Origin of the sequence: Pseudomonas sp. IT-232MI5 (genome assembly GCF_949767845.1) — a bacterium.
Lineage (GTDB): Bacteria > Pseudomonadota > Gammaproteobacteria > Pseudomonadales > Pseudomonadaceae > Aquipseudomonas.
In genome coordinates this window covers 22,607-37,792 of sequence record NZ_CATKQE010000004.1, presented here as the reverse complement: position 1 = coordinate 37,792, position 15,186 = coordinate 22,607, and the positions used below count along the sequence as shown (strand labels likewise).

At 58.7% G+C, this 15,186-nt stretch carries 12 protein-coding genes; 2 read left to right on the top strand and 10 right to left on the bottom strand.

Going from position 1 to position 15,186, the window contains the following annotated elements; genetic code table 11:
- Positions 1-32: 32 nt before the first annotated feature.
- From ACM6JQ_RS04050 to ACM6JQ_RS04035, 4 genes are all read right to left on the bottom strand, one after another.
- Positions 33-3,326: an SNF2-related protein gene (locus ACM6JQ_RS04050; protein WP_414893262.1), complete on the bottom strand. Its 3,294-nt coding sequence runs from the start codon at positions 3,324-3,326 to the stop codon at positions 33-35.
- A 9-nt stretch (positions 3,327-3,335) separates the two neighbouring features.
- On the bottom strand, positions 3,336-4,073 hold the full coding sequence (locus ACM6JQ_RS04045; RefSeq protein ID WP_007910483.1) for an S-methyl-5'-thioinosine phosphorylase: 738 nt from the start codon (positions 4,071-4,073) through the stop codon (positions 3,336-3,338).
- Positions 4,074-4,085: 12 nt separating this feature from the next.
- Positions 4,086-5,096 carry a beta-N-acetylhexosaminidase gene (gene nagZ, locus ACM6JQ_RS04040; protein WP_064117851.1) on the bottom strand — a complete coding sequence of 337 codons (1,011 nt, stop codon included), beginning with the start codon at positions 5,094-5,096 and terminating at the stop codon, positions 4,086-4,088.
- 158 nt (positions 5,097-5,254) lie between these two features.
- Positions 5,255-5,962, bottom strand: a complete 708-nt coding sequence (locus ACM6JQ_RS04035) for a TetR/AcrR family transcriptional regulator (protein WP_007910473.1) — start codon at positions 5,960-5,962, stop codon at positions 5,255-5,257.
- A gap of 229 nt (positions 5,963-6,191) precedes the next feature.
- On the opposite strand from ACM6JQ_RS04035, the gene lexA reads away from it, so the two are divergent.
- The gene (gene lexA / locus ACM6JQ_RS04030; protein ID WP_003226590.1) at positions 6,192-6,800 is read left to right on the top strand and encodes a transcriptional repressor LexA; all 609 of its coding nucleotides are present in this window, start codon (positions 6,192-6,194) and stop codon (positions 6,798-6,800) included.
- Between the two features lie 10 nt (positions 6,801-6,810).
- Complete coding sequence (gene sulA, locus ACM6JQ_RS04025) at positions 6,811-7,284, top strand: SOS-induced cell division inhibitor SulA (protein ID WP_007910472.1); 474 nt, start codon at positions 6,811-6,813, stop codon at positions 7,282-7,284.
- A gap of 94 nt (positions 7,285-7,378) precedes the next feature.
- On the opposite strand, the gene ACM6JQ_RS04020 is transcribed toward sulA, so the two are convergent.
- The 6 genes from ACM6JQ_RS04020 to fadB all read right to left on the bottom strand — a co-directional run bounded on the left by ACM6JQ_RS04020 (position 7,379) and on the right by fadB (position 14,820).
- Entirely contained in the window at positions 7,379-7,612 is a 234-nt protein-coding gene (locus tag ACM6JQ_RS04020) for a hypothetical protein (protein WP_007910471.1), read from the bottom strand.
- A 106-nt stretch (positions 7,613-7,718) separates the two neighbouring features.
- On the bottom strand, positions 7,719-8,243 hold the full coding sequence (locus ACM6JQ_RS04015) for a DUF6586 family protein (protein ID WP_007910470.1): 525 nt from the start codon (positions 8,241-8,243) through the stop codon (positions 7,719-7,721).
- A gap of 143 nt (positions 8,244-8,386) precedes the next feature.
- Positions 8,387-11,017, bottom strand: coding sequence for a type I DNA topoisomerase (gene topA / locus ACM6JQ_RS04010; RefSeq protein ID WP_007949671.1), 2,631 nt, complete (start codon positions 11,015-11,017; stop codon positions 8,387-8,389).
- Positions 11,018-11,131: 114 nt separating this feature from the next.
- The gene (locus ACM6JQ_RS04005) at positions 11,132-11,368 is read right to left on the bottom strand and encodes a DUF1653 domain-containing protein (RefSeq protein WP_007910467.1); all 237 of its coding nucleotides are present in this window, start codon (positions 11,366-11,368) and stop codon (positions 11,132-11,134) included.
- A 99-nt stretch (positions 11,369-11,467) separates the two neighbouring features.
- Entirely contained in the window at positions 11,468-12,643 is a 1,176-nt protein-coding gene (gene fadA / locus ACM6JQ_RS04000; protein WP_007910465.1) for an acetyl-CoA C-acyltransferase FadA, read from the bottom strand.
- 29 nt (positions 12,644-12,672) lie between these two features.
- On the bottom strand, positions 12,673-14,820 hold the full coding sequence (gene fadB / locus ACM6JQ_RS03995; RefSeq protein ID WP_007910463.1) for a fatty acid oxidation complex subunit alpha FadB: 2,148 nt from the start codon (positions 14,818-14,820) through the stop codon (positions 12,673-12,675).
- Positions 14,821-15,186 lie beyond the last annotated feature (366 nt).

Below are 15,186 nucleotides of genomic sequence, written 5' to 3'. Positions count from 1 at the left end.
GGGCCATCAGATATTGCTCTATTACTTAGGGCTCAGCCCTTGGCAACAGGCAACGGCGCAAACAGCGCCTCAATGTCACTCTGCTCCAGCTTCCAGCCACCCGTCGTCCCGCCTTCAAGCACCGCCCCGGCCAACGCTGCTTTCTCCTGCTGCAGCGCCTGTATTTTTTCCTCTACTGTGCCGCGAGCGATCAGCTTGTAAACGAATACCGGATTGTTTTGCCCGATTCGATAGGCACGATCGGTGGCCTGATTCTCCACTGCCGGATTCCACCAAGGGTCGAAATGGATCACCGTGTCCGCAGCGGTCAGGTTCAAACCGGTACCCCCGGCCTTCAGACTGATCAGAAACAGCGGCACCTTGCCGCCCTGAAAGTCCTTCACTGGCGTGCGCCGATCCGTGGTGTCGCCGGTCAACAACGAATAGGCAATGTCACGTTGCTGCAATTCTTCCTCGATCAAGGCAAGCATTGAGGTGAACTGCGAGAACAGCAGGATCCTGCGACCTTCGCCGAGCAGTTCTTCGAGCATCTCCATCAAGCTGACCAGCTTGCCACTGCCGGAGCGCAGTGCCTTCGCCGTCAGCGGCATCTTGATCAGGCGCAAGTCGCAACAGACCTGCCGCAGCTTGAGCAAGGCATCAAGAATGATGATCTGACTGCGCGCCACGCCACTGCGGGCAATTTCGTCGCGGACTTTTTTGTCCATCGCCACGCGCACCGTTTCATAGACGTCGCGTTGGCCGTCGCTGAGATCAACCCAATGGACAATCTCGGTTTTCGGCGGCAACTCGGTGGCCACCTGATCCTTTTTGCGGCGCAGCAAAAACGGCTTGATGCGCGCTGTCAGGTGCTGCATGCGCTGAACATTGCCGTGCTTCTCGATTGGCGTGCGGTAATCGCGATTGAAGGACTTGCTATCGCCAAGCCAACCGGGCATGAGGAAATGAAACTGCGACCACAGCTCGCCCAAGTGGTTTTCCAATGGCGTGCCGCTCAGGCACAAGCGCTGGCGGGCCTGCAAGTCGCGTGCGGCCTGCGCGGCTTTGCTGATCGGGTTTTTGATGTTCTGCGCTTCGTCGAGAATCAGTACGCTCCACAGCTGCGGCTGCAAGGTCTCCAAATCCCTTGGCAGCAACGCGTAAGTGGTCAGTATCAGATCGTACTCAGCCAGATCAGCGAAATCCTTTTGCCGCCCCGAGCCGTGCAGCGCCAATACTTTCAACTGGGGGGTGAAACGCTCGGCCTCGTCGAGCCAGTTGGGAATCAGGCTGGTCGGCATCACCGCCAGAGCCGGACAATCAAGGCGACCGGCGTGTTTTTCCGTGAGCAGATGCGCCAGGGTTTGCAGCGTTTTGCCCAGCCCCATGTCATCGCCCAGAATGCCGCCGACCTCAAGCTCGCGCAGGGTCTGCATCCAGTTCAGGCCTTCGAGCTGATACGGGCGCAGTTGCGCGTTAAGGCCGGCCGGCGCAGCGACCTGGGTGTGACTGGAATTCTGCAAGCGCTTGGCGAAGGTGCGCAGCCGCTCGCCCCCCTGCCAATCCAGCGGCACGCCATCGAGCATACTCAAGCGCGCGGCATCCGGGACACTCAAACGCAGTGCATCGCCCTGATGACCGCCCAGGTACAACTCGCCCAGCGCGGTCATCAGCGGTTTGACCCGGCTCAGCGGCAGCGCGACCTTGGCGCCCGAAGAGTCACCAAAGCCGCTGGGCTTCAGTTCGATCAAGAGCTTTTCGTCATCGCTGCGCTGTGCCAGATTGACCGGGTCAAGCAAGCGCGGCTGGGTGCGCAACAAGTGCAGAAGGATTGGTAGCAAACTATAGCGCTGGCCATTGACGACGATACCCAACTGCAAATCAAACCACTGATGCCCGGCCTCTTCTTCGACCTCAGCGTACCAATGCTCAACCGGTTGCACATTGAAATGAAAGCCGGGACTCATCTCCACTTCCCAGTTCGAGGCGCGCAACGTGGCAAGCCCTTCGTGCATAAACCCGAGCCAGGCGGAATCATCCGGCAACGTGAACATCTCACCAGGACGATCCAGCGAGCTCTTGCGCGTGGCTTTCTTGAAGCCGAGCTTTTGCAGGATCTGGCGCAGTTTCTTTTCCACCGCCGGCTGGCGTTGAATGCGCTGGGTTTCGGTACCGTTGAGGATCATCACTTCCGGGTTGCGATCCACCGTCGGCTGGCCGTTGTAGGTAAACACCAGGGCAGCGCGGTGCTCCAGAACGTATTCCCAGCGCGAGCGCTCCCGACCGCTGACGAGAGTCAGTTGTGGCTGCGGTAATACGTCGTCGATGATTCGTTCGGTCAGTTGGTGTGGCGGCGGGATTCTCGTCGCGGCGCTCATGCGATGGCTGAACTGCATGGCCTGACGCGCCGGAATGTCCGGCGCCAGAGCCAAATGGCTGGCCAGTTTTTCTTCCAGCTCATTGAACAGAGGGCCAATCTGCCGCTGTTCACGATCCAGGTAATAAAGCGGCTCCAGCGCCAGCACAGTTTCCTGCGCCGCCTCGGCACTGCTCCACTGCGCGCGGAAACCGCCGTCGGCCTGCTCGGCCCAGGCGAACTGGCCGATGCGCTTCGCGCCCGGCACCAACGGTCGCAGATCCTCGAAATCGAGGAACAGCCGCGAGGTACGCAGGAGCATTTCCAGCAGTTCGGCGCCGCTGCTGCCTTCCAGCGGATAGCCGCTGTAATAGGCGTGGTGAGAGTGCATGGCAACCAGCAGCCTGGCGACACGCAGATCCAGCTCGGACAGGTAGCCGGGCTGACGCATGAGCATTTCCGCCAGCGAATACATCGGTTTGACTTCGCGTAACTCGCCGCTCTTGAGCTGGGAAACCTTGAAAATATCGAGCAGCCACTTGCCGCTCACAGGCGTTGGCTTGAGTTTGTAAAACAGGCGCGTGCCTGCGGTTTGCGCGCCTTCTTCGGCAGGCTTGGCCGGAACGGGGATGGTCGAAAGCCAATGTTCCAGCGCCCGACCCAACGGGATCTGTGCGTCACTTTCAGACGCTTCATGATCACTGCCCTGCAGGTGATAGAGCACCGCAGCGCAGTGTTTGCAGTCGATTGAGACAGGACAGGTGCACAGGCAACGCAAGTTGACAGAACCCAGCCGATCTTCGGACAGGTAAATGGTTTGTTCATACGCCTGATTTTCCGAACCGACGCAGAACGCCTCAATCTTTCTGTCATCGATCTCGATGATCTCTACCCGATCATCAGCGGCATAAGCCCGGGCCTTGGCCAGCGCGCCGCTAGTGAATGCCCGGGGCCAGGCCAACGACTTAAGCCGTTCGATGAGAATGCTCATGGGCAGTCCTTAGCCGGCCAGCACCCGCGCCAACGCCGATTTCACCTTACCCATGCCGTCATGCAACGCCTGCTCGATCTCGGCCATGGTGATCACTTCCGTGGTCTTGCCCGCCGCCGGATTCACCACCAGCGCCAGACAGGCGTAATCCAGATCCAGCTCGCGGGCCAGTGCGGCTTCCGGCATGCCGGTCATGCCGACGATGTCGCAGCCATCACGTTCCAGACGCACGATCTCGGCGACCGTTTCCAGACGCGGGCCTTGGGTGCAGGCGTATACGCCTTGATCGCTGTACTCGCAGCCCTCGGCAGCTACCGCGGCAATCAATTGCTGACGCAGCGGCTCGCTGTAAGGAAAGCTGAAGTCGATGTGGGTGACATGCTCCAGATCATCGGCGAAAAAGGTGTGCTCGCGCCCGCTGGTGTAGTCGACGATCTGGTGTGGCACGCAGAAATGTCCTGTGCCCATGGCCGAATGAATCCCGCCCACGGCGTTCACCGCGATGATCGCTTCGGCCCCGGCCTGCTTCAGCGCCCACAGATTGGCGCGGTAGTTGACCTTGTGCGGCGGGAAGCGATGCGGGTGACCGTGACGGGCGAGGAACAACACTTCCTTGCCGGCGTATTCGCCAATCTGCACGTCGGCCGACGGCGCGCCGTAGGGCGTGTCCACTGCCAGCGATTGGCGAATGGTCAGGCCTTCGAGTTGGGTCAGGCCGGTGCCACCGATGATTGCGTAAACCGTCATAGCGAAAAATCCTTAATCGATCAGTTGAGCGTCTTTGAGCGCGCCGATGGCGGTGAGCCAGCGCGGATCCTGACGGTAGTCGGTGCTGGCGAAGGCCTGACCGCGCATGCGCGCGATTCGGGCCGATGGCTTGACCTTCATACGTTGTGCGGCGCTCAGGGCCAGTTCGGCAGCGGCGCGGTCGTTGCACACCAGGCCCATGTCGCAGCCGGCAGTCAGCGCAGCCTCGATGCGACTGGCGGCGTCGCCGACCACGTGGGCACCGGCCATCGACAGGTCATCGCTGAAGATCACGCCGTCGAACTGCAATTCGCCGCGCAGAATGTCCTGCAACCAGCGCCGGGAGAAACCGGCTGGCTGCGAATCCACCTGCGGATAGATGACGTGCGCCGGCATGATCGCGGCCAGTTGTTTGCTCAGCTTGGCGAACGGCACGAGGTCGTTGGCGCGGATTTCGTCGAGGCTGCGCTCGTCATTCGGAATCGCCACGTGGGAATCGGCTTCAGCCCAGCCATGACCGGGGAAGTGCTTGCCAGTAGCGGCCATGCCAGCGCTGTTCATGCCGCGAATGAATGCGCCGGCGAGTAACGCGGCGCGCTCAGGATCGCCTTCGAACGAACGGGTGCCGACCACGGCGCTGCGCTGGTAATCCAGATCGAGCACCGGGGCGAAACTCAGGTCGAGACCGACCGCCAGCACTTCGGTAGCCATGATCCAGCCACATTGCTCGGCGAGGTATTCAGCATTCGGGTTGTCGGCGATCGCGCGCATGGCCGGCAGCCGCACGAAGCCCTGACGCAGACGCTGCACGCGACCACCCTCTTGATCCACCGCCAGCAGCAGATCCGGGCGAATTGCGCGAATCGCGGCGCTGAGCTCACGCACTTGGCGCGGATGCTCGATGTTGCGCGCGAAAATGATCAGGCCGCCCACTTCGGGCTGACGCAACAATTGGCGATCTTCGGCCGTCAGCCAGGTACCGGCGACGTCCACCATCAACGAGCCTTGCAGGCCAGCAGTCATAGAGATTCCTTGAAAACGAAAAACCCGATCCGCAACAAATCGCTACCGTGAGCCATGCTCGGCAGGTCGGCAATTTCTATGGATTTCGGGTTCAGAACGAGAGTCGGCATGGGCGGCTAGCTTAGCGGATACAAGCTGCCGCGCCCACCCGTGCGCGGTTAAACCTTGGCGGCGACCGGCGTAGATTTGCTGCGCGGACGCAGTTGCGCGGTGGCCATCGCGGCGTCAGTGACACCGGTTTCGGCGCGCATGCCCGCAGCGAGGAACGGCACCATCAGGCGCATCACTTGCTCGATGGAGGTGTTGACGCCGAAATCGGTCTCGGCGATCGCGCGCAAGGCCTTGATGCCGGACATGCTGAACGCGGCGGCGCCGAGCATGAAATGCACGCGCCAGAACAGTTCGATCGGCGGAATGCGTGGTGCGGCTTCGTTGACCAGCAACATGTAGCGACGGAACACCTTGCCGTACATGTCCTCCAGGTAACGGCGCAAGTGGCCCTGGCTCTGGCTGAACGCGAGGCCGAGCAGGCGCATGAAGATCGACAGGTCGTTGCCGCTGCGTGGTTGAACCACGAGCGCCTGCTCGACGAGGATTTCCAGCAGTTCTTCGAGCGTCGGTTTGTTTTCAGGCTTGGCCTGACGGCGCTCCAGCTCCTTGTCCAGGCTGATACAGAACGGCCCGAGGAAGCGCGAGAAAACCGCCTGAATCAGCGCTTTTTTCGAGCCGAAGTGATAGTTCACTGCTGCCAGGTTGACGCCAGCCTTGCTGGTGATTAAACGCAATGAGGTTTCAGCGAAACCTTTCTCCGCGAACAACTGCTCGGCAGCATCAAGAATGCGTTCAACGGTTTCCGACTGGGCCATGGCTACTCCGCCTGACAAACACTTGTTTGAAACATACGTTTCAGCCTGTGCCTTGTCAAGCCCGCCTGTTCGTTTTGGGAATGGTCGGTCAGCTATTTAACCACACAAGCCCAGTGCATTAATAAGCACGAAAGCCGACCGTCCGGCGGCGCAGGAAAAAACGGGCATTGCCAAGGGCGGTTCACTGTATATAATCCCAGTCACTGTATAAAAAGACAGAGCGATCAATATGCTAAAGCTGACGCCACGCCAAGCCGAGATTCTGGCCTTTATCAAACGCTGCCTCGAAGACAACGGCTACCCGCCAACCCGCGCGGAAATCGCTCAGGAACTGGGTTTCAAATCGCCGAACGCGGCTGAAGAACATCTCAAGGCACTGGCCCGCAAAGGTGCCATCGAGATGACCCCTGGCGCTTCTCGCGGTATTCGCATTCCCGGCTTCGAAGCCAAGGCCGACGACTCCACTCTGCCGATCATTGGCCGGGTCGCTGCCGGCGCGCCAATCCTCGCCCAGCAGCACATCGAAGAATCCTGCAACATCAATCCGGCCTTCTTTCATCCACGCGCTGATTATCTGTTGCGTGTACACGGCATGAGCATGAAGGACATCGGCATTTTCGACGGTGACCTGCTCGCCGTGCACACCACCCGCGAAGCGCGCAATGGCCAGGTCGTCGTCGCCCGCATCGGCGATGAAGTGACGGTCAAACGCTTCAAGCGTGAAGGCAGCAAGGTCTGGCTGATTGCCGAAAACCCTGAGTTCGCCCCGATCGAAGTCGACCTGAAAGATCAGGAACTGGTGATCGAAGGCTTGAGTGTCGGCGTCATTCGCCGCTAAAGGAGGCTTTATGCAGTTCCCACACACCCCTCAGCAAACACAACTGCCTTTATTCGAAGCGTTTCTGGCGCAACCGATGGCGCCGATCCTGAAAGACGTGGTCGAACGCCCTTGGAATGCCGAACCCGAAGTATTCAGTGAGCTGTCACTGCGCGGTGCTGCCGGGAACTGCCTGAACCTGCTCGCCCCGATCCTGCGCGAACTCAGTGAAGATCAGGACGCGCGCTGGCTGACGCTGATCGCACCACCTGCCAGCCTGACCCAGACATGGCTGCGAGATGCCGGGCTGAATCGCGAACGCATTCTGCTACTGCAACCAAGGGGCGCTCAGAGCGCTCAACAACTGGCGTGCGAAGCTCTGAAGCTGGGTCGCAGTCATACCGTGGTCACTTGGCTCAACCCGCTAAACACCCACTCGCGGCAACAACTGATCAGCGCTGCACGCACGGGCGACGCTCAGAGTCTAAACATCCGCTTGGGTTGATTGCTGGCAGCACGCGCTGTGTGAAGCGCAGGGCTTCTCCAGGGACAGAGAAGCCGATCTGAAGCGGTAACGTCAAACAGTAGAAAGGCGGGGATCAATGAAGAACCCGCGGCCCCTCTTCCTTATCAAACTCGCCTTCGACCATACGACCGGCCATTTGCACGCCGACGCTCAACATCGCTTTAGCGATTTCCACATGCTGACCTTGCAGGAACGCCTTGGCATCGTCGGAGAAATCCAGCGTCACCAAAGAACCCTCGTCCTCAGCCCTGCGCAGTTCGATTCGGCCGTCTGGTAACTCGACAATTTCTAGAAAGGACGTTGGCATAAAGGTCTGTTCTCCACGAAAGGCAGGCATTATATAGACATCATTCAGGCTTCGCTCGGGATCTTGACCAGCAGCATGTTTCAGATTGCCACCGTGTCAATCGCCCTCAGCACTCGTTCAAGCCTTCGCGAAAACGTATCGCCAGACCTTTCAAGTTCTGCCGCCAGCTCTCCAGCTCCTCTCGACTCAACTCTTCTGGCGCTTCCTCTTCATCCAGATTAATCGCCTGAATCAACGGTTGAGTCACATCCCCTTTCGGTTTGTGTGGCACCCGTGGCGGCTGGAACAGCGCCGAATGCGCAGCCAGCAGTTTTGCCAGCCAGGTTTCAGAGTTGCCCGCCAACTCAACCATTTCGGCGAGTTCAGGAATCGCAATCGACTCCAGCACTTCACGCGTCAGCAGCATCTCAGCCCGTGGCGCATTAGCCTGCGGCAGACGATAGAAACCCGCGATCTCGTGGCAAAGACCCAGCAAGGCGCCGTACAGGTGAAACAGCGCCGATTCACGTCCGGCCTGAATCAACGCCAGTGAATTCATCGCCCGCCCCTCCTCAGCGCGAGCCAAGGCTTCGAGCGACAGGCCAGCGAAATAGATCTTCTGATTGGTACGGGTATAGAGTTCGTGAGCCATGACGGCGCTCCCCACAACGAAATAATTGCTTCACACAGGCCGGACAGTGTCATGGATCAGCTGATCCCACCGCAAGCACAAAACAAAAAGGCCGCATGAAAACCCAAGGGTTCTCATGCGGCCTTTCAGTATCAGGCTAATGCTTATTCAGCTTTGGCCTTCGTACGCTTGTCTTCAACCGTCCACTTGCCACCGTCGTAGTAAGCTTTCCAACCAGTAGGCTTGCCGTCGACTTCAGTCTGCACGTATTGCTCCTTGGTCTTGCGGCTGTAGCGGATGACCGCAGGCAGACCATCAGGATCCTTCTTCGGCGCGTCGCAGAGGAAGTGGTACTTCGGATCGATTTCGTCCTTGTGCGGCACAATCTCGATCACCAGCGGAGCGCGGGTTTCACGGTTTTTCGGGAACTGGCTGGCGGCCAGGAACAGACCAGAGGCACCGTCACGGAGGATGTAGGTGTCGTTGACCTTTTCGCATTTCAGCTCAGGCATCTTCACCGGATCCATCTTCGGCGGCGCTGCATCACCGCTTTTCAGCAGTTTGCGGGTGTTCTTGCACTCAGGGTTGGTGCAACCGAAGAACTTGCCGAAACGGCCAGTCTTGAGCTGCATCTCGCTGCCACACTTGTCGCATTCCAGGCTCGGACCTTCGTAGCCCTTGATGCGATAGCTGCCCTCTTCGATTTCGTAGCCAGCACAATCCGGGTTGTTACCGCAGATGTGCAGCTTGCGCTTCTCGTCCAGCAGGTAAGCGTCCATCGCCGTACTGCAGATCGGGCAACGATGCTTGCCACGCAGCACCAGCGATTCCGACTCACCTTCGTCGTCCGCAGCGATTTCATCGCCCGGCACCAGGTTGACGGTGGCCTTGCAGCGTTCTTTCGGCGGCAGGCTGTAGCCCGAGCAACCGAGGAACACGCCGGTCGACGCAGTACGAATCTGCATCGGACGGCCGCAAGTGGTGCACGGAATGTCGGTCATGACCGGCTGGTTGGCACGCATGCCGCTGTCCGGGTTTTCGGCTACTTCGAGCTTCTTTTTGAAGTCGCCGTAGAACTCGTCCAGCACACTTTTCCAGTCGCGCTCACCCTGTGCCACGTCATCGAGGTTCTCTTCCATGCCGGCAGTGAAGCCGTAGTCCATGAGGTTGGAGAAGCTTTCCGACAGACGCTCGGTGACGATGTCACCCATCTTTTCCGAATAGAAACGACGGTTGTGCAGGGTCACGTAGCCGCGATCCTGAATGGTCGAGATGATCGCAGCGTAAGTCGAAGGACGACCGATGCCACGTTTTTCCATTTCTTTAACCAGGCTCGCTTCCGAGTAACGCGCCGGCGGCTTGGTGAAGTGCTGGGACGGATCGAGCTTGATCAGCTTCATCACGTCGCCCTGCGCCATATCGGGCAGAACGTCGTCATCACCCGGCTTGGCAATTTGCGGCATAACGCGGGTGTAACCGTCGAACTTGAGGATACGACCCTTGGCACGCAGCTCGAAATCGCCAGCACCCACGCTGACGGTGGTCGACAGATATTGCGCCGGCAGCATCTGGCAAGCGAGGAACTGGCGCCAGATCAACTCGTAGAGACGCTCAGCGTCACGCTCCATGCCTGCAAGCTTGCTCGGAATGGTGTTGGCGTCGGACGGACGAATCGCTTCGTGAGCCTCTTGTGCGCCTTCCTTGCTGCTGTAGACGTTTGGCGTTTCCGGCAGGTACTTCTTGCCGAACTCGTCTTCGATGTAAGTACGCGCCATCGTCACGGCATCAGCCGAGAGGTTGGTCGAGTCGGTACGCATGTAAGTGATGTAGCCGGCTTCGTAGAGACGTTGGGCCATCATCATGGTTTTCTTCACGCCGAAGCCCAGGCGGTTACTCGCAGCCTGTTGCAGTGTCGAGGTGATGAATGGCGCCGAAGGCTTGCTGCTGGTCGGCTTGTCTTCGCGCTTGACGATGCTGTAGCTGGAAGACTTGAGCTTCTCCAGCGCGGCCATGGCCTGGGCTTCGTTGAGCGGCTTGAAGGCCTCGCCTTTCTCGCGAGCCACTTCGAAACGCACGGTCGAGCCTTTGGTGGTGCCGAGATCGGCATGCACTTCCCAGTACTCTTCCGGGTTGAATGCACGGATTTCACGCTCACGCTCGACCACCAGCTTCACGGCAACCGATTGCACGCGACCGGCAGACAGGCCACGGGCGATCTTCGCCCACAGCAGCGGCGAGACCATGTAACCCACAACGCGGTCGAGGAAACGACGGGCCTGCTGAGCGTTGACACGATCGATGTCCAGCTCGCCCGGTTCCGAGAAGGCTTCCTGAATCGCCTTCTTGGTGATTTCGTTGAACACCACACGCTTGTAGCGGCTGTCGTCACCACCGATGGCTTCGCGCAGGTGCCAGGCAATGGCTTCCCCCTCGCGATCCAAGTCGGTTGCGAGATAGATGGTGTCAGCATCTTTGGCGAGCCGGCGCAGCTCTTCGATGACCTTCTCTTTACCCGGGAGGATCTCGTACTTGGCTTTCCAGCCATGATCGGGATCGACACCCATACGCGAGACCAGCTGCTTGCGCGCTTTCTCTTTCGGCGAGAGCACCGGACCTTCGCCCGCAGCAGCCTTGCCGCGCTTGGCGGCTGGCTCTTTGCTGGCGCTAGCCGAACCGCTGGTGGGCAGGTCTCGGATATGGCCGATACTCGACTTCACCACGTATTGGTTACCCAGATACTTGTTGATGGTCTTGGCCTTAGCCGGGGATTCCACAATGACCAGCGATTTGCCCATGGATCAGAAAATTCCTGAATTCTAGAAGTGAAAGGCGGTTGGCGCCTGACGCGGCACCGCTATATATAGTTGATACAAGGTGAGGTCAAGCACAGGGTTCTGTGCACACTCGCCTCATGCCTTGGAAAAAAGGCTCGGTTCGGCTTGCACCAAAGCAAAGCGTGGCACCTGCTCGCCGTCAACCTCGACCGACTCGAGAAACATGCTCAGAGGGCGCACCCAAAAGCCGTAATCGCCATACAGGGCTTGGTAAAAGACCACTTCTTCTTCGGTCTCGGAGTGCCGCGCCACACTGAATACGCGGTACTGCGGACCTTTGTAATGTTGGTAGAGCCCAGGTTGTATCGGCATGGTTTGGCCCTCACTCAAATTTTTTCAAAAATAAAAACAAAATAAATCCACAAAAACAAAAACCGGGGCACTTGGCCCCGGCTTCCATCGACGAGACGCTTAAACGCGTTCGAAGACGGTGGAGATGCCTTGGCCGAGACCAATGCACATAGTGGCCACCCCGAAGGTGCCGCTATTCTGCTTCATCACGTTCAGCAAGGTGCCGGAAATACGGGCACCGGAGCAACCGAACGGGTGACCCAGGGCGATCGCGCCGCCGTGCAGGTTAACCTTCTCGTTCATCTTGTCGAGCACTTTCAGATCTTTCAGCACTGGCAGGGCCTGTGCGGCGAACGCTTCGTTGAGCTCGAAGAAGTCGATATCGTTGATCCCAAGGCCCGCACGCTTCAGGGCTTTTTGTGTCGCCGGAACTGGACCATAGCCCATGATCGCCGGATCCACACCCGCCACTGCCATCGAACGGATAACCGCCATTGGCTGGATACCCAGGTCCTGTGCGCGCTGCGCCGACATCACGATCATGCACGAAGCACCATCAGTGATCTGCGACGAAGTACCGGCAGTCACGGTGCCGCCCTTTGGATTGAAGGCTGGCTTGAGAGCCGCCAGACTTTCCAGGGTGGTTTCCGGACGAATGGTTTCGTCATAGTCGAACAGTTTCAGGAAACCGTTCTCGTCGTAGCCTTGCATCGGAATGATTTCGTCTTTGAACTTGCCTTCCACGGTGGCCTTGTGGGCCAACTGGTGGGAACGCACGCCGAAAGCGTCTTGCTGTTCGCGAGTGATGCCGTGCATTTTGCCCAGCATTTCCGCGGTCAGGCCCATCATGCCCGAGGCTTTCGCCGCGTACAGCGACATGTGCGGGTTCGGATCGACACCGTGCATCATGCTCACGTGGCCCATATGCTCGACGCCGCCAACCACGAACACGTCACCGTTACCGGTCATGATCGCTTGCGCAGCGGTGTGCAATGCGCTCATCGACGAGCCACACAGACGGCTGACGGTCTGGCCGGCCGAGGTGTGCGGGATCTGGGTCATCAGCGACGCCATGCGCGCGATGTTCCAGCCCTGCTCCAGGGTCTGGTTGACGCAGCCCCAGATCACGTCCTCGACTTCAGCAGGATCAACCTTGGCGTTGCGTTCCAGCAGTTTGCTGATCAGGTGCGCCGACATGTCTTCAGCGCGGGTGTTGCGGTGCATGCCGCCCTTGGAGCGGCCCATCGGAGTACGACCGAAGTCGACAATCACGACGTCTCTAGGATTCAAGCTCATAAGTTCACTCTCACTCTAGTTGGGGGCGCTTAACCGAAGAAGCTCTGGCCGGTTTTGGCCATTTCACGCAGCTTCGCGGTCGGGTGGTACAGCGCGCCCAAATCAGCGTACTGGTCAGCCAGGGCAACGAACTCGGCAACACCGATCGAATCGATGTAGCGCAGCGCACCGCCACGGAATGGAGGGAAACCGATACCGTAAACCAGACCCATGTCGGCTTCGGCGGCGGTTTCAACGATGCCGTCTTCCAGGCAACGCACGGTTTCCAGACACAGCGGGATCATCATCCAGTTGATGATGTCTTCGTCAGTGACTTCGCGCTGCTCGTAAACGATCGGCTTGAGCACTTCCAGCACCGACGGATCGGCGACTTTCTTCTGCTTGCCTTTCTTGTCGGCCTCGTAGGCGTAGAAGCCCTTGCCGTTCTTCTGGCCCAGGCGCTTGGCTTCGTACAGCACGTCGATGGCCGAACGACGGTCATCCTTCATGCGATCCGGGAAGCCTTCAGCCATCACGTCACGACCGTGGTGACCGGTGTCGATGCCGACCACGTCCATCAGGTACGCCGGGCCCATCGGCCAGCCGAATTTTTCCATGACCTTGTCGATACGGACGAAGTCCACACCGGCGCTGACCAGCTTGGCGAAGCCGCCGAAGTACGGGAACAGTACGCGGTTGACCAGGAAGCCCGGGCAGTCGTTGACGACGATCGGGTTCTTGCCCATTTTCTTGGCGTAGGCAACGGTAGTGGCAACAGCCAGCTCGCTGGACTTCTCGCCACGGATCACTTCCACCAGCGGCATCATGTGCACCGGGTTGAAGAAGTGCATGCCGACGAAGTTTTCCGGACGCTTGAGGGCCTTGGCCAGCAAACTGATAGAAATTGTCGAGGTGTTGGACGCGAGGATGGTGTCCTCTTTGACCTGACCTTCCACTTCAGCCAACACGGCTTGCTTGACCTTCGGGTTCTCGACCACAGCTTCGACAACCAGATCGACGTGACCGAAGTCGCCGTAGGACAGGGTCGGACGAATGGCGTTGAGCACTTCAGCCATTTTCGCAGCGGTCATGCGACCTTTATCAACGCGGCCAACCAGCAGTTTGGCGGCTTCGGCCAGCCCCTGCTCGATACCGTGCTCGTTGATGTCCTTCATCAGGATCGGCGTCCCTTTGGAAGCCGACTGATAGGCGATACCGCCACCCATGATGCCGGCGCCGAGTACAGCGGCCTGCTTCACGTCTTTGGCGATTTCGTCATAGGCCTTGGCCTTTTTCTTCAGCTCCTGATCGTTCAGGAACAGACCGATCAAGCTCTGCGCGGCAGAGGTCTTGGCCAGTTTGACGAAACCGGCGGCTTCGACTTCCAGCGCCTTGTCACGACCGAAGTTCGCGGCTTTCTGGATGGTCTTGATCGCTTCAACCGGTGCCGGGTAGTTCGGACCAGCTTGACCGGCAACGAAACCTTTGGCGGTTTCGAAAGCCATCATCTGTTCAATGGCGTTCAGCTTGAGTTTTTCAAGTTTCGGCTGACGCTTGGCCTTGAAGTCGAACTCGCCGGAGATGGCGCGTTTGATCAGTTCAAGAGCGGCTTCCTGCAGCTTCTCCGGAGCAACCACGGCGTCGACGGCGCTGACTTTCAGGGCGTCTTCAGGGCGGTTTTCCTTACCGGAGGCAATCCATTCGATGGCGTTGTCGACACCGATCAGGCGCGGCAGACGCACGGTGCCGCCGAAGCCTGGGTAGATGCCCAGTTTGACTTCCGGCAGACCGATCTTGGCCTTGGTCGACATGACGCGATAGTCAGCCGCCAGGCACATTTCCAGACCGCCGCCCAGTGCGATGCCATTAATGGCCACTACGGTTGGGACATTGAGGTCTTCGAAATCGCTGAAGATCTTGTTGGCTTCGAGATTGCCAGCAACCAGCTCGGCATCCGGCAGCTTGAAGTTGTCGACAAATTCGGTGATGTCGGCGCCGACGATGAACACGTCCTTGCCACTGCTGACGATCACGCCCTTGATCGAAGCATCTGCCTTGATGGTGTCTACGGCCTGACGCAGTTCGTTCAGGGTTAGACGGTTGAACTTGTTGACGGACTCACCCTTGAGGTCGAATTTCAATTCGACGATGCCACTTTCAAGAGCTTTAACCGTGATGGCTTTACCTTCGTAAATCATCAACTGATCTCCACGATATGGAAGCTGAACAGTACACGTCGGACGCAGGCGAATGGCTCGGCAGGACGCTTTTTCGTCGATGCTAACGCCAATCCACCCGGCACACCCGCCAACGCGATAGTCGGGATTCTGTAGGAGCAGTCTGTAAGACAAACGCTCAATTCATACGCCCGTTTGATTTGGGTACGTCACCTTCACGGAATTTCCAACAATTGTCAATCGCCCAAAATACGGGTTGAAATGCGACTTTGCGGTCATTTCCGTCAGACGAAGACCCGCAACACGCGTCTGCATGTGAAGCCATTCATAGAATCAATAGTTAGAAAAGTCGCCCTAATTCGCGGCGGCCCTTGTTTAAAGGGCTAC

Coding starts and splice junctions, on each gene's coding strand:
- lexA (WP_003226590.1), top strand. CDS start 6,192: ATGCTAAAGCTGACGCCACGCCAAGCCGAGATTCTGGCCTTTATCAAA.
- fadB (WP_007910463.1), bottom strand. CDS start 14,820: ATGATTTACGAAGGTAAAGCCATCACGGTTAAAGCTCTTGAAAGTGGC.
- ACM6JQ_RS04015 (WP_007910470.1), bottom strand. CDS start 8,243: ATGGCTCACGAACTCTATACCCGTACCAATCAGAAGATCTATTTCGCT.
- ACM6JQ_RS04045 (WP_007910483.1), bottom strand. CDS start 4,073: ATGACGGTTTACGCAATCATCGGTGGCACCGGCCTGACCCAACTCGAA.
- ACM6JQ_RS04035 (WP_007910473.1), bottom strand. CDS start 5,962: ATGGCCCAGTCGGAAACCGTTGAACGCATTCTTGATGCTGCCGAGCAG.
- ACM6JQ_RS04005 (WP_007910467.1), bottom strand. CDS start 11,368: ATGCCGATACAACCTGGGCTCTACCAACATTACAAAGGTCCGCAGTAC.
- nagZ (WP_064117851.1), bottom strand. CDS start 5,096: ATGACTGCTGGCCTGCAAGGCTCGTTGATGGTGGACGTCGCCGGTACC.
- ACM6JQ_RS04050 (WP_414893262.1), bottom strand. CDS start 3,326: ATGAGCATTCTCATCGAACGGCTTAAGTCGTTGGCCTGGCCCCGGGCA.
- ACM6JQ_RS04020 (WP_007910471.1), bottom strand. CDS start 7,612: ATGCCAACGTCCTTTCTAGAAATTGTCGAGTTACCAGACGGCCGAATC.
- fadA (WP_007910465.1), bottom strand. CDS start 12,643: ATGAGCTTGAATCCTAGAGACGTCGTGATTGTCGACTTCGGTCGTACT.
- topA (WP_007949671.1), bottom strand. CDS start 11,017: ATGGGCAAATCGCTGGTCATTGTGGAATCCCCGGCTAAGGCCAAGACC.
- sulA (WP_007910472.1), top strand. CDS start 6,811: ATGCAGTTCCCACACACCCCTCAGCAAACACAACTGCCTTTATTCGAA.